This is a genomic window from Cetobacterium somerae ATCC BAA-474 (genome assembly GCF_000479045.1).
In the GTDB taxonomy this organism is placed as follows: Bacteria; Fusobacteriota; Fusobacteriia; order Fusobacteriales; family Fusobacteriaceae; genus Cetobacterium_A; species Cetobacterium_A somerae.
The window spans coordinates 1-20,843 of the sequence record NZ_KI518226.1 but is presented as its reverse complement, the minus strand read 5'-3'; the positions used below and the strand labels follow the sequence as shown (position 1 = coordinate 20,843).

The following is a 20,843-nucleotide window of genomic DNA, read 5'->3' as shown; positions in this document are numbered from 1 at the left end:
GATTACTAGGTTGTATAGCACTTGCGTTAAATATATAATAAATTTATAAAAAAATCTCAATCTTTCTGGATTGAGATTTTTTTATTTATATAGAATTTTCAATTTCTAACATATGTTTTTCATGAATCTTAAAAAATGGGTAATATATTATAATACTTAATACAGCTATAAATATTGTAAATATTAAATTTCTTATATCCATAGAAGATAGATACCCTTGGATAAAAAATGGTGCAAATGACGGATCTACTATATAACCCATAGATATTAAATCTATTTTTTGAGCAACATAAGTTAATGACAAACTCACTATCGGCATAAATAAAAATGGAATAGCTAATATTGGATTTAATATGATTGGTGTTCCAAAAATTACAGGTTCATTTATTCCACAAATTCCTGGAATAAACGATAATTTTCCTATTGATTTAAGTTGCTGAGATCTACTTCTCATCATAAGAATAACTAATCCTATTGTATTTCCTGCCCCACCTAATATTGCTACTCTAAACATTTGTAAATTCATAAGCATCTGTGGTTCTTGTCCAGACTTTATTAACTCTGCGTTGATTCCTGTATTTGCAATTCCTAAAGAAAATACAAGCGGAAAGATTATCGATGTTCCATTTATTCCAAATAACCATAATAGATTTCCAAAAACAACAATTGCAACATAACCCCATATATTATTTCCAATTGTTAATGCTGGTGTTAATATCATCATTATTAAACTTGGAATATCTTTTCCTGTATATACAAAGATTGTAATACTTAAACCATAAATTATAATTATATTCACTAGTAATGGAATTAATGCATTCATAAAAGATAAAACTGCTGGTGGAATATGTTCACCTTTAAACTTCCAATCTAATTTTTCAATAAGCATTGTTATTTCAACTGTTAAAAGACTTAAGATAATTGCAATAAATAACCCATCAGCACCTAAATAAGTCATTACAATAGAGTTATTTTCAATTGGTGCAGCTACTAGTAAAAATATAATCATTGATATTAAACCCGATGTTGACTTATTAAGATTATAGTTTCCTGATAATGCATAAGCTATAGTAAATGATGTCATTAAACCTACTATTCCCATTGTAAAATTAAAAGGCTTAGTTAATATTGCATAATTTTCTATAGCAAATTTTTTCCAATTTAACATAAATTTCAAAAATATATTTTGTGTTTCAGGATTTACTAAATCAACATTTATAGGTGGATTAGCTAGTATTAAAAATAATGAACCTACAACAATTAAAGAAAGAGTCATCATCATTCCTGTTGAAATTGCTGCTAAATGTTTTTGATTACCAATTTTATCCCCTATAGGCAAAAGTACTTTTTCTAATTTACTTAAAAATTTATTCTCCATTCTTCCCCCAAACTCCTATTCTTGCCACGGATTATATTTAAATGCTGATATTACTACTTTTTTTGGATCGTACTTCTTTAAAATTTCATTATATTGTTCTTTATAGTCATTATCTACTTCTTTTTGAGGAATAACCATACTAGCTTCATTTAAAAAATGAAATGAATCTCTTCCCATTTCTGCTCCTCTAGTTGTATGTTTATCTAAAGCATAATCAGGTATCTCTGGAACATGTCCCATCGCAAATCCTTTAATAACAATATTTTTTAATAAATCACTTGATCTATCTTTTTCACAATTACAAAGATATCTAATTGCATGAATAAAAAATATTGGTCTATCTCCATCAGCATAAGCATATTCTTTCCTCATTTCTTTTAAATTATTTATTAGAATAGCTGCCATTGGATCTCCCATTCCAATATCTTCAACAGAAATTGCAACTAATCTTCTCCATAGTTTTTCCTCCATTTGTGGAGATGTTATATACATTTCATAAGCAAATTCGCATGCTGCCTCAACTTTTCCTCTTCTAATAGATTTTTGAAGAGCTGAAATAACCTCATCTCCTACTAATCCATTTCTTGTTGTTACTCTTGCCCAAGGGTCTTGTAAAAATTTCTTTTCCATTTTTTCTCCTTTATGATATATAATATTGTTGGTGATATTAATGATTGATATAAATTATATTTGTAAAAAACACAAATTGACAATTCTAGAAAAAACTATTTTAGAGTTTATAGTTCAAAATATTCAAAATAAAAAGAAAATTTCTATTAGAAATGTAGCTTTAGAAAATTTTACTTCTACATCTGTCATCTATAAATGTATGAGTAAAATTGGCTATAGCAGTTACTCCAATTTTATTTATTTTTTAAAAATAAATAATAATTCTTTAATTTCTAAGGATTATTCTTTCGAAGAAAATGAATCATTCAAAAAAGCAATTAATTTATTGAAAAAAAACAAAGATAAACTTTTTATGTTTACATCTACAGGAATAGCAAATAATATTTCTTCATATATGAATGAGCGTCTAGCTCTTCTTGGAATAAGAAGTATTTCTAACAGTCATATTCAATTATTAGAAAATTACTTTTCTAAAGATATTATCTTGATAACACTTTCTCAATCTGGTGAAACTGAATCTGTTATTGATATTCTCAAAATAGCTACTAAAAATAAAATTAGGAGTTTGAGCTTTATTGGAAAAAAAGATACTACAATTGAAAATCTTTCTGATATAAGTCTTATCTCAACTAATGATATTTTTTTTGCAGATGTCATTACTATTTTTGAAGAAATCTTGAAAAGAATATAATCTTTTTTATAATAAAAGTCAATAATTGCAAGCTATTTAAAAAAATGTTTTGAAAAATAAAAAAATGTTTTCCCTTCAATCTTTGAATAAAATATGATAAAATTCTTTTAGAAAAATTATAAAACTTATATATATTTGGGATATGGCCAAAAGTTTCTACACCAAACCGTAAATTTGGTACTATAGGTAAAAGTTGACTTAAAACAGTAAGCTTTTGCTTGCTGTTTATTTTTTTAGGGAGGATTTTGTGAAAAATTATTTGAAAAATATGCTTTTAATAGGTACACTATTTTTAGTTGGATGTAGTTCTTTAATTCAAAAAAAAGAAAATGCCAGTATTATTATTAAAAATGGTACTGTTTTAACTATGGATAAAAATAATAAAGTTATAAATAGTGGCGTTGTTATTATAAAAGATAATAAAATTATTTCTGTGGGAAATAAAGAACTTTTAAAAGTTTACTCTGCAAAAAAAATAATAGATGCTGAAAATGGCATAATTATGCCTGGTATGATTAATACACACAATCATCTTCCTATGATTGCTTTCAGAGGGCTTGGAGAAGAAGGAATAAAAAATAGATTATTCGCTTACTTTTTTCCGTTAGAAGGAGAAAAATTAAATAGAGACTTAATTTACAAAGCTACTATTCATGGAAGTATTGATATGGCTCTTTCTGGAGTTACAACATATGCTGATATGTATTACCATATGGATGAAATGGCTAAGGCTACAAAAGATGTTGGGATTAGAGGTGTTCTTGGAGAAACTGTTATAAAATTCCCTGTTGTTGACGCTAAGACTCCTTATGGTGGAATTGAATATGCTATTAATTTTATTGAAGAGTACAAAAATGATGATTTAATTATTCCTGCTTTTGGTCCTCATGCTCCTTATACTGTTTCTAAAGAAAAAATGCAAGAAATAGAAAATTTATCTAAACAATACAATGTTCCTATTATGATTCATGTTGGAGAATTTGATGATGAAGATAAAAGATTAAATTTAAAAAATAAATCTGTTATTGAATATATGGATTCTATTGGTGTATTAAATAATAGAGTTTTACTTGCTCATGCTATTCATTTAAATGAAAAAGATTTAGATATCATAAAAAAAAGAGAAGCTTCAATTGCATATAATCCTATGGCTAATGCAAAAGGAGCCACAGGAATAGCAAGAGCTTATGAAATGTTAAATAAAAATATAAAAGTTGGACTCGGAACTGATGGACCTATGAGCTCTAACCAAGTAGATCTTTTTAGAACTTTAAGTTATGCCTCTTCTATGCAGAGGTTAAAATATAACGATAGAACTATTATGACTCCAGATGTCGTTGTTAAAATGGCTACAATTGGAGGAGCCCAAGCTTTAAATCTAGATAAGAAAATTGGATCAATTGAACCTGGAAAATTAGCTGATATTGTCATAATTGAAACTAAATCTCCTAATATGATGCCTAACTATGATCCTTTTGCTACTCTTGTTTTTCAAGCTAATCCATCTAATGTAGATACAACAATTGTTAATGGAAAAATAATTGTAGAAAATAAAAAATTAAAAACTTATGATATCAAAAAAAATATAAAACAAATGAAAGAAATTGAAAATGATATTGCTAAATTTGCTAAAGAATTAGCAGAAAAAGCTAAGAAAATAAATTAAAATTTAATAAAAATGGACTCTTAAATTAAAGAGTCCATCTTTATTATTTTATTTAAATATTTTCATTATGTCTTCAATAATTAATTTCTCTGTCAAATGATAACGTTCATAAAGTTCTTTTAAAGGAACACTTTCTACAAACTCTTTTTTTGCTCCAAAATTTAAAACTTTTATATCTTTATCTGAATAAAATCTTGAAATTTTTTCGCCAAATCCACCGTCTAAAACACCATCTTCTAAAGTTATTACAAGCTCGTGCCCTTCTAGAAGCTTATATAACATCTCTTCATCTATTCCTGTTATAAATCTAGGATTTATAAGTGTACTATTTATTCCTATTTTTTTTAATTCATCATATACTTTTTTTCCTAAATGAAAAAAATCGCCTAAACCAATTATAGCTATTTGATTTCCACTTTCAACTTTTAAAAATTTATTAAGATTATCAAACTTAGGTTCTACTTCTTCTCCTGTGGATATTACAGCTGTATTTGGAACTCTTATTGCTACTGGATACTGTCTTTGTTCTATTGACCATTCTAACATAGCTAAATACTCTTCCTTTGTAGTAGGAGCTAAATAAACAATATTTGGAATATTAGATATTAATGGAATATCAAATATTCCGTAATGAGTAATACTCGAATTACTAATTCCACCATGATGTACAACTATTGTAGCCGGATTATTATTTATTGCTAAGTCTTGAGACAGTTGATCATAGGTTCTTTGAAGAAAAGTTCCAACGGCTTCTACTACTGGCTTTGCTCCTCTTTTAGATATTCCAGATACTAATGCTATTGCATGTTCCTCTGCTATTCCTACATCTATATACTGCTCTTTACACTCTTCTCTAAATTTTTGTAATCCTACACTTCCTGGTGTTGCTGCCGTTATTACAACTACACTTTTATCACCTTTAGCTTTTTTTATTAAAAAATTTTCAGATATATCCGAGTAACTTTCTCCTTTCTTTTCTAACATTAATTTTGGATTTTTTAAATCAAATGGAGAAACATAATGATAAAATTCTAAATGTTTAACTGCGTCTTTGTATCCTTTTCCTTTTATAGTATGCATATGAACTACAACAGGATGATCAATATCTTTAACTTTTTTTAGAGCTTCTATTAATTTTTCAATATTATTTCCATCATCTACAAAATGATATTCAAATCCTAAAGATTTAAAAAAGTTATTCTCAGATTTTCCTTTAGTTTCACGTAACAATTCTAAATCTTTATATAAACCACCATGATTTTTTGCAATGGACATATTGTTATCATTAACTAAAATTATTATATTTTTGCCTGATACTGCTGCATTATTTAATCCTTCATAAGCTTCTCCTCCACTTAATGATCCATCACCTATTATTGCCACAATATTTTCTTTTCCATTTAATAAATCTCTACCTTTTGCTAAACCACAAGCTAAACTAATTGAAGTAGAGGTATGCCCAATTGTAAAAAAATCATGATCACTTTCATGGGGATTTGTAAATCCCGTTACTGTCCCATATTTATCTTTATTAAGAAATGCATCTTTTCTTCCAGTTAATATCTTATGAGGATAAGTTTGATGAGAAACGTCAAATACAAATTTATCTATTGGAGAATTAAAAACATAATGGAGTGCAATAGTTGCTTCAATTATACCTAAATTTGGTGCAAAATGTCCTCCCGTTTGGCTAATTTTTTCCAATAAAGTTTCTCTTATCTCTTGCGCTAAGATATTTAATTCTCCAATAGTAAGATTTTTTAAATCTACTGGACTATTGATATTAGATAAAATTTTTAGTTCCATTATAACCTCCAATTAAATTAATTTAAATTAATTTAATTTTCTAAAAATTATCTAAATATCCTTTTATATTATATTTTTTTACCTTTGAGTAATACTACTTTAATTAAATATTGACTTTTTTTTAATTCTTATATTATTATATAGACAAATAGTTCTTATTGTCATCAGAAAGGAGTTTTACAATGGAAAAAGAAATTAAAATTTTAAAAGCTTTAGCTCATCCCTTAAGACTTGATATCATAAAACTACTAATTATAAATGAAAATTTATGTGTTTGTAAAATACAAGAAGCATTTAATATTGGGCAGTCTAATTTATCTCAACACTTAAAAATTTTAAAAGATGCTAAGATTTTAAATTCAAAAAAAGATGGTGGTTGGGTTCATTATAGTTTAAAAAATAAAAAAATTATAGAAATTATAGATTTATTAAAAGAATTTTAAGAAAAGCTCTTAGATTAACTCTAAGAGCTTTTCTTACTTTCTAAGTAGGTAAATAATTCTTCAAAAATTTTTTTATTATAATTCAAAGCATAGTAACCTATTTCTTCTGCATATTCCCTTATAAAAACATCTGAAGTTAAACTACAAATTTCAAAACTTTCTAAATGCAATAAACAATTTTCTGAAATCTCTGATATTAATACTTTACCTCTTTTTTCTAAACATTCTCTTATAAAACTATAAGTTTCATTAGGCAAATGTGACGATAACTCTTCCATTTCCTCTATATTAAGTTCTAAATTATTTTTTAATTTCTTTAAAATTTTAAGTTTATTCATAACTACTCTCCATTAAATATATTTTCTACTTTAGTAATAACTTATATTTGTGTAAAATATGTGTATCACTTTCAAAGTTTTTTTATTCTAACAAAATTTTATGGCATAAATATGTCTTACTTTATTTCTCGATAGTACTATATTAGTATAAACCCTAAAGTTAAATGATAGTCAATAATTTTTTCATTATAATAATTTCAATCTTGAGATTTTTTGAAGAAAATGCTATATTATTATGTCAAAAAAGATATAGTAATTTTTAGGAGTGATTAATGTTTATTTATACAATTGTTAATATTGGAAGTGAAAAATTATTAAAAGAAGAGGTAGCTATTAAATATCCTGAATTAAGCTTTGCTTATTCTAGACCCGGTTATATAACTTTTAAAGATAATAGTGAAACTTTGAATTTCAACAGTAAGCTAAATTTAGTTTTTGCAAGAGCGTATGGAATATCTTTAGGAAAAGTTGATAAAAGCAACCTAGAAAATGAGATAAAAAAATATTCTATTGATAAAATTCATAAATTTTCTTTCGTAAATGATGAATCTTCAGGAGAATATGCAAATATTGGAGATACTATTTTAGATGTATTAGAAGTTAAAGAAGGTGAATATTGGTTAGGAATGAGAAAAGCTCACAAATGTTCTTGGCTTATTCCAGGTGCAAACCCTAATTTAGTCCTTCCTAAATCAGCTCCATCTAGAGCTTATTTAAAAATAGCTGAAGCTTTAATCTGGTCAAACTATAATTGTGGCAAAAATGAAATTGTTCTTGAATTAGGTTCAGCTCCTGGTGGAGCAAGTTATGCTATGGTAGAAAGAGGTTTCAGAGTTTATGGAGTAGATAATGCTCTTATGAATGAAGATCTTTTAAAAAATCCTATGTTTACTCATATAAAAGAACCTATGCAAAAAGTTCAGGATTCTGATATTCCTAGGCCATGTCATCTCCTAGTATCTGATGTTAATGTCTTACCATCACTTATTTTAGGTCAACTTAAAAGATTTATGTCTATAAGACCGAGCATTCATACAGTTTACTACACTCTAAAAATTGGAGATAAAATATCTGTAAAAGAAGTTTTAAAACATATTGATACATTTAAAACATTTGGATTTACTGAAGTAAAAGCAACTCAACTTCCAAGTAATAAATCTGAAGTTTTACTTTATGGTAAAAAATAATTTATTATTATATAAAAAGTCCATAGAAAATAATTCTATGGACTTTTATTTTACAATAACTCTTTATACTTTTTTATAAATTTTATTTTTAAAACTGAAACTAACGATATGTATGCTGTTAACGTAACAAATAAGAAAATAAAATAGTAATAAGGTAAGGCCACCATACCCAGTTTATCTCCTAAAATTGTAAACGGGATAATTGTTCCTATAGTTATTCCAATTGTTGTCAATAATATTACTTGCCAAGATGGTCTATTTTTAAAAAATGATAATTTTGATGTTCTTATTAAATATATAACAAGTGTTTGAGACCAAAGAGATTCTATAAACCAAGCAGTATTAAAAATAGATATAAATCTTTCTTGATTTAAGACATCTAAACTATGAAATTCACCTTTTAAGATATGTGGGGTAATTATAAAATACATCACAATATAAGTTGTTATATCAAAAATTGAACTACTCGGACCTATCCATAGCATAAAGTTTTTTATAGATGAAGCATCCCATTTTTTAGGTTTTTTTATAAAATCACTATCCACATTATCCCAAGGAATTGCAATACATGATATATCATAAATCAAATTTAACATTAAAATTTGAATTGGATACATTGGTAAAAATGGTAAAAATGCACTTGCAACTAACATTGAGAACATATTTCCAAAGTTTGAACTAGCTGTCATTTTTATATATTTAATTATATTTCCATAAATTTTTCTACCTTCAATTATTCCATCTTCTAAAACCATCAAACTTTTTTCTAATAAAATAATATCAGCCGATTCTTTAGCTATATCAACTGCTGAATCAACAGATATTCCAACATCTGCTTCTTTCATAGCTGATGCGTCATTTATTCCATCCCCCATAAAACCGACAGTATGTCCATTCTCTCTTAATGTTTTTACTATCAATGTCTTTTGGTCCGGAGACAATTTTGCAAAAATACTTTTCTTTTCTACAGCTATTTTTAATTCTGATAAACTTAATCTATCTAATTCTGAACCTAACATTATTCCTGTATTATCAATTCCAACTTGAGAACAAACATAAGCAGTAACAGAATCGTTGTCCCCTGTTAAAATTTTAATTCCTACATTAAATTCTAAAAGTGATTTTATCGCCTCTTTAGTACTTGATTTAGGTGGATCTAAAAATGCTAAATATCCCATGAAAATCATATTATTTTCATCTGTTAAACTACAACTATTTCTATTTAGTTCTTTTTTAGCAATACCTAATATTCTTAATCCAAAACTATTAAATTTTTTAACTTGCTGCATTATCTCCTCTTTTAGCTCCCTAGTTAAAGAAACTATTTCTCCATCTTTTTGAATAAAAGATGAAATTTCAATTATCTCTTCTACAGCACCTTTCGTTACAAGCTCAATGTTTTTATCTATATTTTCTACTAAAACACTCATTTTACGACGATTAAAATCAAAAGGTATCTCGTCAATTTTCGTATATGTTTTTGTTAACAAATCAATTTCTTTTTCATTAGCATGTTTTATTATAGCTATATCTATTAAATTTTTTAATCCTGTTTGATAAAAACTATTTAAAAAAGCATATTTTAGAACATCTTTATCCTCTTGTTCATTAATGTTAAAATAATGTTCCAATACAATTTTATCCTCAGTCAGAGTTCCTGTTTTATCTGTACATAGAATATCCATTGCTCCTAAGTCTTGAATAGCGTTTAAATTTTTTACTATTACTTTTTTCTTTGCCATTTTTCTAGCACCTTTTGCAAGATTAGCCGAAACAATCATTGGTAACATTTCTGGAGTCAATCCTACTGCAATAGAAAGGGCAAATAAAAATGCCTCAAACCAATCGCCTTTAACAACACCATTAATCAAAAAAATAAAAGGAACCATAAAAAGCATAAATGTTATCAATACTTTAGAAACAGAATTAACTCCTTTTTCAAAACTTGTTATGTTTTTTTTCTTATTTAAATCTTTTGCAATTCTTCCTAATATCGTTTCATCACCTGTAGTAATTACAATTCCTTTACTAGATCCACTTATAATATTACTTCCCATAAAAATTAAATTCTTAGATTCTAAAGGTAAAATATTCTCCGAAATTTCTACAATAATCTTCTCAACAGGCTCACTTTCTCCAGTTAAAGATGATTGACTTATAAATAAGTCTTTTGCCTGTATTAATCTTATGTCAGCTGGAACTATATCTCCAGCATTCAATATTATTAAATCACCAACAACAATTTCATCTACAGGAATCTCTTTTGATATTCCACTTCTAGTTATGAGTGCAGTCGTTTCTACCATTTCATTTAATTTTTCAACAGCATTATCTGAACGAGACTCTTGAATAAAACGTAATAAACCACTTGTAATAACCATTGTCGATATTATGATTACACCTGTAAAATCTTTATTCTCTGAATTTGCAAGAATAACTTCAGTGAAGAGAGAAACTCCAGCTAATATAAAAAGAATTATCGTAAAAGGATTTATAAAAGCGAATATAAATTTTTTTAAAGCTGAATCCTTTTTTTGATCTGAAATCTTATTTTTTCCAAAAGCTTCTCTCATTATTTCTATAGAGTCATTACTTAAACCAGATACTCCTGTTTTCAATTTTATAAAAATATTTTCAATGTTTTCCTTCATAGCCCAATTCAATCTATTATGGGCATCTAGCGATATAAGTTTTTTCATTTTAAATTCCTCCTCATATAATTAAATTTTTTAAATGAGAAGTACTAATTTTTTCAATGCTAAAAATAGAATAGATTTTCCACTGTAAGAGAACTTAAATCTATTCTTAAATAATATTTTAAATAAAAAGTACTTCTCCTACTACTCTGGACATCTCCTTCCATTTTTACACCTCCAAATTTTAAATTTAAAATAAAAAAACCTCATTACTCAAACAAGTAATAAGGTAAATAATCAAAAAATAATTTACTTTAATAACCGTTTGAGCTTTAGCTTCATAGGGCGATGAAATTGCATTATTCTATGCCTTGAATTCGACATAGACTGTTAACCAACTCATAGTGTCTCCACTATTTCGCGGCAGCAACCCTTATCCCTATGGTAGCCTCACCTACCGATTTTTCTATCTGTGATGATAATACTACATTTAAATTATTTTGTCAACCTCTATAAATTTATATTTAAAATCCTAGCCTTTGCTTCCCTCTATAATCATCAGCTTTCTCTTTATTTACTCTAATATATTTTTGAGTAACAGAAACACTTGAATGATTTAATAGTTGCTGTACAAACATAATATCTTTAGTTTCATTATATGCTAACGTGGCAAAAGATTTTCTAAAACTATGTGTGCTTATGAAGGTACTATCAATATTTTCATAATCACACGCTTTTAATATTTGATCTTGTACTTTTCTTACAAAAGCTTTTACTTCTTTTTCATTTGAGGCAAATATAAAATTATCCTCTCTAGTTCTATTTTTAAAAAGATATTCAACTAACTCCATATTTATTCTTGTAATTTGGGGCTTTTTTGTCTTTTTCTCAATTATTTCTAATTTTCCAAATTGAATATCATTATATCTAAGTCTAGCTATATCTTGAATTCTAAGTCCTGTATTTAATTCTACTAATAAAGCGTTTCTTACATCTTGTTTTATCTTTATTGACCCTAAAATAGTATCAATCTCTTCTTTACTTATAGCCTTTGTCATTTTTCCCATCATATCACCCTATTTGATTATAACATTTATATTTTATTTAGAAAACAAATAATCTATAGCTTTTTTACAGGAATTTGTATTTCAGTTATATATTCTTCTGAATTTTCTGTAGTATGTATATCTATATGAAAAATTTCAAAAATATCTCCCGTAATGCTTAATTCATTTTCTTTAATAAAACGCTTAGCTTTTTCATAATATCTATAATTTTCTGAATAGTATCCTCTATAGTAAATAGAAACATAATCTCCAGCTTCAATTTCCTCTCCCTCTTCTGTTCCTTCGTTATTTATTACAAAAATTTCTTCATAAGTATCATATCTTTTTTTCGAAAAATTTTCTCTACTTAAAGTTCCTCCAAACTCATTTTCTGTAAACAAAAAATCATTTTCTGAAAGAGTTTTTATACTCAAAAGTTTTATTTTAAAATCAATATCACCATCATCTTTGACACGACCTTTAGATTTTATAATTCTTCTCTTAGATATATTTTTTAATTGTGGAACTCCAAAAGATATGTTATTTTTAAAATATTCTAAATTGGCTTTTTTAATCAACAACTCTTCTTTTAATCTACTAAATTTTTCTAATTCTCTTTCTACAATTTCCAGCTGTGAATCTAAAACTTTTTCTGTAGAATTAACGCTTCTTGTTTCTAAGAAACCTTTTATAGCTTCTAATCCAAGTCCTAATCCCCTTAAATTTCTTATATTATTTAATTTCCAAATCTGTTCACTTGAATAATATCGATATCCTGTGCTTTTTCTAAAAGCTGGTTCTAAAAGTTTTATTTTTTCATAGTGTCTTAATGTATCAACACTTATATTATATATTTTACTTATTTCTCCTATAGAATAATATTTTTTCATAAACTCACCTCATAAATATTATACACTACTTCTTTATTTTATTAAAGAGTTGACTCTAGAACTATTCTAGAGTTTATAATATGGTTGGAGGCGATTACTATGCAAAAAAAATTATTAAATGAAAATCTTTTTAAACTTATTTTTAAATATGGAGTTCCTTCTATTCTGACCATGTGGATCTTCTCTTTATACACAATAGTGGATGGAATATTCATTGGTAAATTCTTAGGAGCTAAAAGCTTAGCAGCTGTAAATATCGTTATGCCTTATGTTAATTTTTCTTTTGCTATTGGTATAATGGTTGCGGTTGGGAGTTCTACTATGATTGCTATTCAACTTGGATCTGGAGAAGATAAAAAAGCTCTAAAATCTTATAGTACTTCTTTACAGCTTTTTATGGTTTTTAGTTCAATCTTGAGTTTGATTGGAATAATTTTTCCTGAAAAAGTTGTTAGAATTTTAGGAGCTAACGATATTATTTTAGAAGAAGCTACAACCTATCTATTTTATTTATCTTTCTTTACTCTTTTTTATATGCTTTCCTACGGTTTTGAAAGTTTTGTAAGAATAGAAGGAAGCCCTAATTACTCTTTACTTTGTATATTGGGTGGAGCTATTATGAATATTGTTTTAGATTATTTTTTAATAGTTATACTGGATATGGGAATTAAGGGTGCTGCTATTGCTACTGGAGCTGCTCAAATGACAACAGCTTTAATGTTAGGATATTATCTCTTATTTAAAGCTAAAAAATTAAGATACACTTTTACTAAATTTAATCTAAAAACAGTAGGAACTATTTTATATAATGGTTCTTCTGAATTTTTAACTGAGATGGCTACTGGCGTAGTTATAATGGCTTTTAATATAAATATAATGGCTATAATTGGAAATGACGGAATCTCTGCTTTTAGTGTTATCAGCTATATATCTACTCTTGTTACTATGACAATGATTGGATTTTCTCAAGGACTACAGCCCATTATAAGCTTTAACTATGGTGCTCAATCTAATAAAAGAGTTTTAAAAATATTAAAAATAGGAACTGTTACAGTTTTTTCTTTAGGAATATTTTTCTTTTTCATCATAAATATGTTTGCTAATGAATTAGTTTCTATTTTTATAAAAGAAAATAAAGAACTATTTATTTTAACTAAAGAAGCTGTTATATATTATAGTTTTACATATATCTTAATGGGAATTAATATTATTATTAGTTCATATTTTACAGCTGTAGAAGATGCTTTTATATCAAGTATTTTAAGTGTTTTAAGAGGTCTTATTTTTATTAATATTTTATTATTTCTTTTACCAGGAATTTTCAATACAAAAGGAATTTGGTTATCTGCTCCTGTTAATGAGCTTATCATGCTTGTGGTATCATCTATATTTTTTATAAAAAGTGGATATAAGAAAATTGTAGAATAGTTTTCTAATATTGTTTTGCTACTTTTTTATATTAATGTTAAAATATACAAATAAATTTGTAAAATAAGGAGTGAAAACAATGAACAATGAAATAAGTATTAAAAAAATAAAGTTTGATGCAGAAGAGGCTTATAGAGTAGGTGATTTTTTCTGCTCAGAAGCAATAGTTAACTCTATTAGAAATAATATTGCTCCTGAAATGCCAGAAGCATTAATTGCTGTTGCCTCTGGATTTCCAGTTGGTATTGGTAAATCTAAATGTGTTTGTGGTGCTGTTAGTGGTGGAGTTATGGCAATTAGTTATTTCTTTGGGAGAACTAAAGGTGGAGATACTAAAGTTAATAAAAATCTTGAACTAGCTTACGAATTACAAGAAGAGTTTAGAAAAAATCACAAAGTTTTATGTTGTAAAGTTTTAACTCATGGAATGGATATGGGAGCAAAAGAACATAAAAATCAATGTGTTTCTTTCACAGGAGAAGTTGCTGAAGTTGCTGCAACTATAATTGCTAGAGAACTTGGCCTTAAAATTATTGACTAGTCTGTTCGATTTTACTTTAATAAAAAAAATGTCAAGGTAATCTCTTGACATTTTTTCTTATAAATCTAAAAACTTTTTATTGTATCTTTTGACAACTCTTCTAATATTTTCTCCCCTAAACAGATTGCATTTTTAAAATCTTTTACTGATGCATATGTATAATGAGTATGGATATATCTTGTTGGAATTCCAATAACAACTGTCGGAATACTTTTTTCAGCAATATGGTATTTACCACCATTTGTGCTTCCTCCACTTCTTGCTATAACTTGGAATGGAATATTGTTTTTAATTGCAATATTTTTTACAAACTCCTGAACTCTTGGATTTGAAACCATTCCTGCATCCAAAACTCTAAGCTGCACCCCTTTTCCTATAGCTCCTTTTGATGAAAAAGCATCTTTAAATGTATCATCTGCAGGTGACCCTTCAAAAATAATTGCAAAATCAGGCTTTATTGTATTTGCCGCTACTTGAGCTCCTCTTAACCCAACTTCCTCTTGAGCACTTATCACTCCTACCGCTTCTACTTTTAATTCTTTAGATTTTATTCCCTTCATAACTTCCATTACAATAGCACATCCAAGTCTATTATCAAAAGCTTTTCCTCTAACAACTTCTATTTTTTCATCATATGAAAACATTACGTCTGGTGTTATTGGATTTCCAACTTCTATTCCATACAACTCTACAGTTTCCTCATATGAACTAGTTCCAATATCTATAACTAATTCTTCTATCTTCGGCAATCTTTGCTTTTCTTCTGGTGTCATAAAGTGAGGTGGTTTAGATGATACAACTCCCTTTATATAGTCTCCTTTGAAATTTCTTATAACAACTGAATGGGCTGGAATATTTGTTATATGCCATCCTCCTAAAGGTAAAAATGTTATAGTTCCATTGGCTTTAATTCCTTCTACTATAAAACCAACTTCATCACTATGACAATCTAGTGCTACAATAGGTTTATCTTGTTCTATATTCGTTTTTATATAAAGATTATTTATAGAATCTCTCTCACAAATATAACCTTTCATATTATCTTTTATAAATTCTAAAACTTCTTGTTCATGACCTGGTGCTCCATGTAAATTTGACAATTTTTCTAATAATTTAATTGTATCCATTACTTCCTCCCCAAAACTAAAATTCATATTTATAAAACTCCGGATATCCTGTTGCTTCAACATTTTTTAGATTAGTATTAACTCCATAAACAACATTTCCATGGTATAAAGGAATTAAAGGAACATCTTCATTTAAAATCTCTTGAATCTCTTTATAATATTCCTTTCGCTTTTCTATGTCATTCTCTTTTCTAGCTAATTCTAAAAGACTATCTATCTTTGGATTTGAATAAAATGCCCTATTACCATTACTTCCCATCTGACTAGTGTGAATATTTGGATAATACCCATAGTCACCATCGTATGTTGATGGTCCCCATCCCATAATAAACATATCTGTGTTCCCAGATCCCGTTTGAGATAAAAAAGCTCCCCATTCTAGTAGTTCAATTTCTAAATCTATACCTATTTTTTTTAATTGATCTTGTATTATTGTTGCCACTTGAACTCTTTCTGGACTACTTACAGATATTTTTAATTTAGTTCCAACTAATCCATTTTCTTCTAAAAGTTGTTGTGCTTTTTCAACATTGTATTCTTGAGGTAAAGCATCTTTATTATATCCAAAAACTGGTGGTGCTAAAAATTGATTAGCAACTTTTGTTTTCCCTAAATATATAGTATCAACAATACTCTCTTTGTCAATAGCCATTGCTATAATTTGTCTCAAAAGTTTATTTGATAAAGTTGGTGATTTTGTATTTAATCCTACATATCCTGTTGTTGTAGAAGGAGCTGAATAAACTTTAGCTTTTCCACTTTTTTCTAGCTCTTCCCACGAAATTGCAGGAATATCTAATGACATATCAATTTCACCTGTTTCTAAACCAATAACTCTACTATTTTCTTCAGGAACTGCTTTTATTATAACAGTTTTTATTTTAGGACTTCCTTTATAATAGTTTTCATTTGAAATTAAAGTTATACTATCTCCTAATGCCCAATTTTGTACTTTATATGGTCCTGTTGCTACAGGATTATTAAAATAATTTTCTGAATTTTTTAAAACCTCTTTTTTATTAATAATTGATGAAGATTTATGACTCAAATGATTTAAAAGAGGTGCAAATGGTTCTTCTGTAATAATTTCTAATGTATTATTATTTAAAACTTTTACATCCTTAATCATCTTATAAAGATGGGCAACCTTAGGATTTTCCTTAGCTCTTTCCAATGTAAACTTAACATCTTCAGCAGTTAAGCTATCTCCATTTGTAAATTTTACACCCTTTTTTAATACTATTTCTAAAATATTATCATTAATTTTTTTATAACTTTCAACTAAACTTGGAACTGGAGTTCCATTTTTTTCGTCTATTTCAAATAGTCTATCGTATATTTGTGTAATAGCCACCTGAGAATAATTATCAGTTGAATTTTGTGGATCTAAAGTTTTAGGGTCACTTAACTGAGCAAATACTAATTTTTCTTTTTCTTTGCTCTTTTTTTCTCCACATCCTCCAAAAATAACCAATCCCAATGTAAAAAAAACAATAAATAACTTTTTCATCATTACCTCCCCAAACCTATTTTATAAGATAATACTATTTTTAAAATTGAAAATCAATTTTTATTTTATTTTTTTATAAAAAAATAATAACAAAAAAAGTTGAAGTAAATATTCCTTCAACTTTTTCTCTATTCTTATTCTTATATCTTACTAATATTTTTGACTTGATGTTTTTGATGCTCCTGCTGTTTCCATATCTAATGAAGAACATGAACTTAATCCAAAAATTAATGCTCCTAAAATTAAAAATACTCCTAAAGTTTTCATAAAAACCTCCTAATTTATATTTCATTATAACTTTATATTCTTATTATTATAGTTTTTCCTTTTATACTTAAAAGATGAAAATAAAAAACCTTCCTTTTGGGGAAAAGGAAGGTTTTTATAACACGGGGGAGTGTTAAAATAAAAAGATTTAAATAAATTTTTGGGGGGTATTAAATTTACTTAATCATCGGTTTCAATTGATAATACCATATCCGTAAATCTATGTCAACCATGTTTTTATTTCGAATACAATTTTAAGAACTGTGTTCTTATTACGTTCTTTATTTACAATTTATACCCATTAAAGTTTTTATAGTATTGTATTTTGCCAACTGATGTAATTTTTTTTGTTTTTAATACACTTCGATATCTCAATTTATTTAAACATATTTATTGCACCGATAATTACAGGCATTTGAAATATATCTATTAAAAATGCTCCTGTTAACGTTACTATTAAATAAGGGTTAACTGTATATCCGTGCCTTTCGGATATCTCACCCATATTTAACATTGCATTTGTTGTAGCTCCTAGTCCTGAACCACACATTCCTGAAACCATTACCGCTGCATCATAATCTTTTCCCATTGCCTTAAATACAATTTGACTCGTAAAAAATGCCATAAATAAAACTTGAGCAAATAAAATTAAAAACATCGGTACAGCTAGAGAAGCTAGTTCCCACAATCTTAAAGAAATTAAAGCCATTGATAGAAAGATATTTAAAGAAGTTATTCCTAAAATATCAATTAAATTCCTATTTAAGCTAATAAAATTATATTTTACATTTAAATTATTAAAAATTATTGCAACAAACATTGCTCCAACATAAGATGGAAGAGCTAAATCAAAATATGATTTTAACATAGATGAAAAACTAGTTCCTATCATCATTATTATTGAAAGTACAGCTATATGCTTTAATAATTCATCCGCTGTTATATTTTGATATGAAAATTTCTCTTCAAAATTAACATCATCCTTTCCAACTATGTTTACTGCTTTTAAATTATTTTTTCTTATCAGGTATAATGCTAGTGGTGCTCCTAGTAATCCTCCAGCTAATAAACCAAATGTTGCTGACGAAAGAGCCATTGTACTTGCTCCCATAACACCTAATTGTTCAACCGTTTTTCCAAAAGCTCCAGCAGATCCGTGGCCCCCACTCATAGAAACAGACCCAGCTAAAACTCCATATAAAGGATGAATATTCGTTATTTTGGCTACTCCAACACCTATAACAGTCTGCATAAAAGTCATTATACCACTTAATAACCAAAATATAACTAATAGTTTTCCACCTTTTTTTAATGCTGCAATTGATGAACCTATTCCAATCGTTGTAAAAAATACTACCATAAAGGGATCTTGCAAAGTTGTATCATATTTTATTGTTCCAATTCCTAATTGCCTTATAATTAGATGTATTACTGCAAATAATATTCCTCCAATAACCGGTGCTGGAATTCCAAATTTATTAAAAAATTTAGAATAATTTTTTATATATAATCCTATATATAGCGAAATTAAACCAATTGCCAGTGTCCCAATCATATTAAAACTAATTAAAAAACCAAAATCATCAATTGAAAAATTCATAAGCCCCTCCTTGTATTTTTATAAAATTTTAATTAGTATTTATCTACTTTATTTTTTTTTAAAAGTCAAGGTTATGATTTTCTTAAACTGATATCTAAATATTGGTTTTAACTCTTAGTAAATAGTTAGTTCTTTCTATTAGAGCTACTTCTACATTAAATCTCTCAATTTTTTCTTTAAATTCTTTACATATATAAAAATTTTCATCAAAATGCATTGGTATCATTAGTTTTGGTTTTACATTCTCAGCAAAATATTCGCCTCCCAAATAATAAAACTCCTCTAATCTAGGGTCTACTGGAAAAAATGCTATATCAATATTATTATTCTTTCTAATTTGTTCAATAATTTTTTGATAATATTCTTTCATATATTTTTCCTCATCTGGTGTATCATCTTTCCAATACCACCAATTTAAATCCCCTGCATGAAATATCTTCAATGTATCTACTTCAACTAAAAAAGAAACTCCTAAATCCGTGGATCCATATGCTTTTATTTTTACTCCATTTATGTCAAGAGCTTCATTCTCACAAATTTTATGACAACTTTGTAATTCATTATTAAAAATAATATCACTACTTAAAATATATTCAATTATTCTAAATTTATTTTTCCAAGAAAAAATTTCTTTATTAAAATGATCGTAATGACTATGAGATGAAAAAATTAATACTTTCTTTTTAGTATTTAAAATTTTTTCATCTAACGATATATCATCATCTCTATTTTTTAAAGGTTTTTTAAAATAATCAAAAACTATAAGATAATTTTTTGTTTCAACTACAAAGCAACTATGATAAATATAGTATATTTTCAAATTTTTCATAATTAATATCTCCTCTAATTTTTATCTTAATAATTTTTAAAAATCTAATATAATAAAAAAGGAGAAAAAATTTCTTCTCCTTATTATTTCTTTATTTTCTTGGTGGAATAACTTCTAGCCAATATCCATCTGGATCATTGATAAAGTAAATTCCCATGGCTGTGTTTTCATAGCAAATACATCCCATTTCACTATGCTTTTTATATGCTTCTTCATAGTTATCTGTTACGAAAGCTAGATGAAACTCCTCATCTCCTAAATCATAAGCTTCTTCTCTATCTCTTAACCATGTAAGCTCGATAGTAAATCCTGTTTCTCCATCTCCCATATAAACTAAAACATAACTACCATCTGCCGCTTCTTTTCTTCTTACCTCCTTTAATCCTAAAGCTTTTTCATAAAATTCTATACTTTTTTCAAGATTTAAAACATTAATATTAAAATGATTAAAAACAAATTTCATATAATCCTCCCTAAAATATAATTATCTAAATAATACATTAATTGTATATTATTTGTCAATAATACATAACACTTATAAAATAAAAAGCTTAGATATAAATCTAAGCTTTTTGTATATTATTTTAATCTTAGCAAGCTTTTTCTTGCTCATCATTTTTTTTATCTATCATATCCTGCTTTAATCCTAGTATAACTAGATCAAGTAATTCATCCATTGTATAATTTTTTAATTTTTCTTTTAATTTTTTTTCTCTCTCTTTGTGATCCAATTCTACCTCCATTATATCTAAAAAATTCAAATTTTGTATACAATAATAATAGCAAATTTTCTCTTTTAATAAAATTATATAAAATAAATACAAAGTTAT

The 20,843-nt window shown here is 26.8% G+C and carries 19 protein-coding genes and 2 riboswitches; of the genes, 6 read left to right on the top strand and 13 right to left on the bottom strand.

The features are described 5' to 3' along the window. Positions 1-85 precede the first annotated feature (85 nt). Positions 86-1,378 carry a PTS sugar transporter subunit IIC gene (locus tag HMPREF0202_RS14605; RefSeq protein WP_023051492.1) on the bottom strand — a complete coding sequence of 431 codons (1,293 nt, stop codon included), beginning with the start codon at positions 1,376-1,378 and terminating at the stop codon, positions 86-88. Between the two features lie 15 nt (positions 1,379-1,393). Then, complete coding sequence (locus tag HMPREF0202_RS14600; protein WP_023051491.1) at positions 1,394-2,008, bottom strand: AAA family ATPase; 615 nt, start codon at positions 2,006-2,008, stop codon at positions 1,394-1,396. A gap of 40 nt (positions 2,009-2,048) precedes the next feature. Between HMPREF0202_RS14600 and HMPREF0202_RS14595 the strand changes: the two genes are divergently transcribed. Together HMPREF0202_RS14595 and HMPREF0202_RS14590 are read left to right on the top strand one after the other, a co-directional pair. Next, the gene (locus HMPREF0202_RS14595) at positions 2,049-2,699 is read left to right on the top strand and encodes a MurR/RpiR family transcriptional regulator (RefSeq protein ID WP_023051490.1); all 651 of its coding nucleotides are present in this window, start codon (positions 2,049-2,051) and stop codon (positions 2,697-2,699) included. Positions 2,700-2,804: 105 nt separating this feature from the next. Then, a riboswitch (purine riboswitch) is annotated at positions 2,805-2,902 on the top strand. 44 nt (positions 2,903-2,946) lie between these two features. After that, positions 2,947-4,365, top strand: coding sequence for an amidohydrolase (locus tag HMPREF0202_RS14590; protein ID WP_211231184.1), 1,419 nt, complete (start codon positions 2,947-2,949; stop codon positions 4,363-4,365). Between the two features lie 48 nt (positions 4,366-4,413). Here the strand turns inward: HMPREF0202_RS14590 and HMPREF0202_RS14585 are convergent, their stop codons facing one another. Then, complete coding sequence (locus HMPREF0202_RS14585; protein WP_023051488.1) at positions 4,414-6,171, bottom strand: 1-deoxy-D-xylulose-5-phosphate synthase; 1,758 nt, start codon at positions 6,169-6,171, stop codon at positions 4,414-4,416. A 182-nt stretch (positions 6,172-6,353) separates the two neighbouring features. Between HMPREF0202_RS14585 and HMPREF0202_RS14580 the strand changes: the two genes are divergently transcribed. Continuing rightward, positions 6,354-6,614 (top strand): ArsR/SmtB family transcription factor, encoded by a 261-nt coding sequence (locus HMPREF0202_RS14580; RefSeq protein ID WP_023051487.1) that lies wholly within the window; start codon positions 6,354-6,356, stop codon positions 6,612-6,614. Between the two features lie 20 nt (positions 6,615-6,634). Here the strand turns inward: HMPREF0202_RS14580 and HMPREF0202_RS14575 are convergent, their stop codons facing one another. Next, positions 6,635-6,952, bottom strand: a complete 318-nt coding sequence (locus tag HMPREF0202_RS14575) for a protein-tyrosine phosphatase family protein (RefSeq protein WP_023051486.1) — start codon at positions 6,950-6,952, stop codon at positions 6,635-6,637. Between the two features lie 272 nt (positions 6,953-7,224). On the opposite strand from HMPREF0202_RS14575, the gene HMPREF0202_RS14570 reads away from it, so the two are divergent. Next, positions 7,225-8,139: an SAM-dependent methyltransferase gene (locus HMPREF0202_RS14570; RefSeq protein ID WP_023051485.1), complete on the top strand. Its 915-nt coding sequence runs from the start codon at positions 7,225-7,227 to the stop codon at positions 8,137-8,139. A 50-nt stretch (positions 8,140-8,189) separates the two neighbouring features. On the opposite strand, the gene mgtA is transcribed toward HMPREF0202_RS14570, so the two are convergent. The 3 genes from mgtA to HMPREF0202_RS14555 form a co-directional block, all read right to left on the bottom strand. Then, on the bottom strand, positions 8,190-10,838 hold the full coding sequence (mgtA, locus tag HMPREF0202_RS14565; protein WP_023051484.1) for a magnesium-translocating P-type ATPase: 2,649 nt from the start codon (positions 10,836-10,838) through the stop codon (positions 8,190-8,192). Between the two features lie 250 nt (positions 10,839-11,088). After that, positions 11,089-11,244: riboswitch (M-box (ykoK) riboswitch) on the bottom strand. Between the two features lie 55 nt (positions 11,245-11,299). Then, entirely contained in the window at positions 11,300-11,842 is a 543-nt protein-coding gene (locus HMPREF0202_RS14560; protein ID WP_023051483.1) for a tyrosine-type recombinase/integrase, read from the bottom strand. A gap of 53 nt (positions 11,843-11,895) precedes the next feature. Beyond that, entirely contained in the window at positions 11,896-12,711 is an 816-nt protein-coding gene (locus tag HMPREF0202_RS14555; protein ID WP_023051482.1) for a MerR family transcriptional regulator, read from the bottom strand. A 99-nt stretch (positions 12,712-12,810) separates the two neighbouring features. On the opposite strand from HMPREF0202_RS14555, the gene HMPREF0202_RS14550 reads away from it, so the two are divergent. Beyond that, positions 12,811-14,139, top strand: a complete 1,329-nt coding sequence (locus HMPREF0202_RS14550) for an MATE family efflux transporter (protein WP_023051481.1) — start codon at positions 12,811-12,813, stop codon at positions 14,137-14,139. A gap of 79 nt (positions 14,140-14,218) precedes the next feature. Beyond that, entirely contained in the window at positions 14,219-14,680 is a 462-nt protein-coding gene (locus HMPREF0202_RS14545) for a C-GCAxxG-C-C family (seleno)protein (RefSeq protein ID WP_023051480.1), read from the top strand. 65 nt (positions 14,681-14,745) lie between these two features. Here HMPREF0202_RS14545 and HMPREF0202_RS14540 read toward each other — a convergent pair whose 3' ends face one another. The 6 genes from HMPREF0202_RS14540 to HMPREF0202_RS15185 all read right to left on the bottom strand — a co-directional run bounded on the left by HMPREF0202_RS14540 (position 14,746) and on the right by HMPREF0202_RS15185 (position 20,744). Then, complete coding sequence (locus HMPREF0202_RS14540; protein WP_040407770.1) at positions 14,746-15,807, bottom strand: M42 family metallopeptidase; 1,062 nt, start codon at positions 15,805-15,807, stop codon at positions 14,746-14,748. A 16-nt stretch (positions 15,808-15,823) separates the two neighbouring features. Continuing rightward, positions 15,824-17,317, bottom strand: a complete 1,494-nt coding sequence (locus tag HMPREF0202_RS14535; RefSeq protein ID WP_023051478.1) for an ABC transporter substrate-binding protein — start codon at positions 17,315-17,317, stop codon at positions 15,824-15,826. Positions 17,318-17,960: 643 nt separating this feature from the next. After that, positions 17,961-19,184, bottom strand: a complete 1,224-nt coding sequence (gltS, locus tag HMPREF0202_RS14530; RefSeq protein WP_023051477.1) for a sodium/glutamate symporter — start codon at positions 19,182-19,184, stop codon at positions 17,961-17,963. Between the two features lie 94 nt (positions 19,185-19,278). Continuing rightward, entirely contained in the window at positions 19,279-20,013 is a 735-nt protein-coding gene (locus HMPREF0202_RS14525; protein WP_023051476.1) for an MBL fold metallo-hydrolase, read from the bottom strand. 91 nt (positions 20,014-20,104) lie between these two features. Beyond that, positions 20,105-20,476 (bottom strand): VOC family protein, encoded by a 372-nt coding sequence (locus HMPREF0202_RS14520; RefSeq protein WP_023051475.1) that lies wholly within the window; start codon positions 20,474-20,476, stop codon positions 20,105-20,107. Positions 20,477-20,603: 127 nt separating this feature from the next. Beyond that, positions 20,604-20,744 carry a hypothetical protein gene (locus HMPREF0202_RS15185; RefSeq protein WP_156898029.1) on the bottom strand — a complete coding sequence of 47 codons (141 nt, stop codon included), beginning with the start codon at positions 20,742-20,744 and terminating at the stop codon, positions 20,604-20,606. Between the last annotated feature and the right edge of the window lie 99 nt (positions 20,745-20,843).

Bases quoted from the DNA above. Each gene is read 5' to 3' on its own strand.
- HMPREF0202_RS14605 (WP_023051492.1), bottom strand. From the start codon at position 1,378: ATGGAGAATAAATTTTTAAGTAAATTAGAAAAAGTACTTTTGCCTATA.
- HMPREF0202_RS14600 (WP_023051491.1), bottom strand. From the start codon at position 2,008: ATGGAAAAGAAATTTTTACAAGACCCTTGGGCAAGAGTAACAACAAGA.
- HMPREF0202_RS14595 (WP_023051490.1), top strand. From the start codon at position 2,049: ATGATTGATATAAATTATATTTGTAAAAAACACAAATTGACAATTCTA.
- HMPREF0202_RS14585 (WP_023051488.1), bottom strand. From the start codon at position 6,171: ATGGAACTAAAAATTTTATCTAATATCAATAGTCCAGTAGATTTAAAA.
- HMPREF0202_RS14580 (WP_023051487.1), top strand. From the start codon at position 6,354: ATGGAAAAAGAAATTAAAATTTTAAAAGCTTTAGCTCATCCCTTAAGA.
- HMPREF0202_RS14575 (WP_023051486.1), bottom strand. From the start codon at position 6,952: ATGAATAAACTTAAAATTTTAAAGAAATTAAAAAATAATTTAGAACTT.
- HMPREF0202_RS14570 (WP_023051485.1), top strand. From the start codon at position 7,225: ATGTTTATTTATACAATTGTTAATATTGGAAGTGAAAAATTATTAAAA.
- mgtA (WP_023051484.1), bottom strand. From the start codon at position 10,838: ATGAAAAAACTTATATCGCTAGATGCCCATAATAGATTGAATTGGGCT.
- HMPREF0202_RS14560 (WP_023051483.1), bottom strand. From the start codon at position 11,842: ATGGGAAAAATGACAAAGGCTATAAGTAAAGAAGAGATTGATACTATT.
- HMPREF0202_RS14555 (WP_023051482.1), bottom strand. From the start codon at position 12,711: ATGAAAAAATATTATTCTATAGGAGAAATAAGTAAAATATATAATATA.
- HMPREF0202_RS14550 (WP_023051481.1), top strand. From the start codon at position 12,811: ATGCAAAAAAAATTATTAAATGAAAATCTTTTTAAACTTATTTTTAAA.
- HMPREF0202_RS14545 (WP_023051480.1), top strand. From the start codon at position 14,219: ATGAACAATGAAATAAGTATTAAAAAAATAAAGTTTGATGCAGAAGAG.
- HMPREF0202_RS14540 (WP_040407770.1), bottom strand. From the start codon at position 15,807: ATGGATACAATTAAATTATTAGAAAAATTGTCAAATTTACATGGAGCA.
- HMPREF0202_RS14535 (WP_023051478.1), bottom strand. From the start codon at position 17,317: ATGAAAAAGTTATTTATTGTTTTTTTTACATTGGGATTGGTTATTTTT.
- gltS (WP_023051477.1), bottom strand. From the start codon at position 19,184: ATGAATTTTTCAATTGATGATTTTGGTTTTTTAATTAGTTTTAATATG.
- HMPREF0202_RS14525 (WP_023051476.1), bottom strand. From the start codon at position 20,013: ATGAAAAATTTGAAAATATACTATATTTATCATAGTTGCTTTGTAGTT.
- HMPREF0202_RS14520 (WP_023051475.1), bottom strand. From the start codon at position 20,476: ATGAAATTTGTTTTTAATCATTTTAATATTAATGTTTTAAATCTTGAA.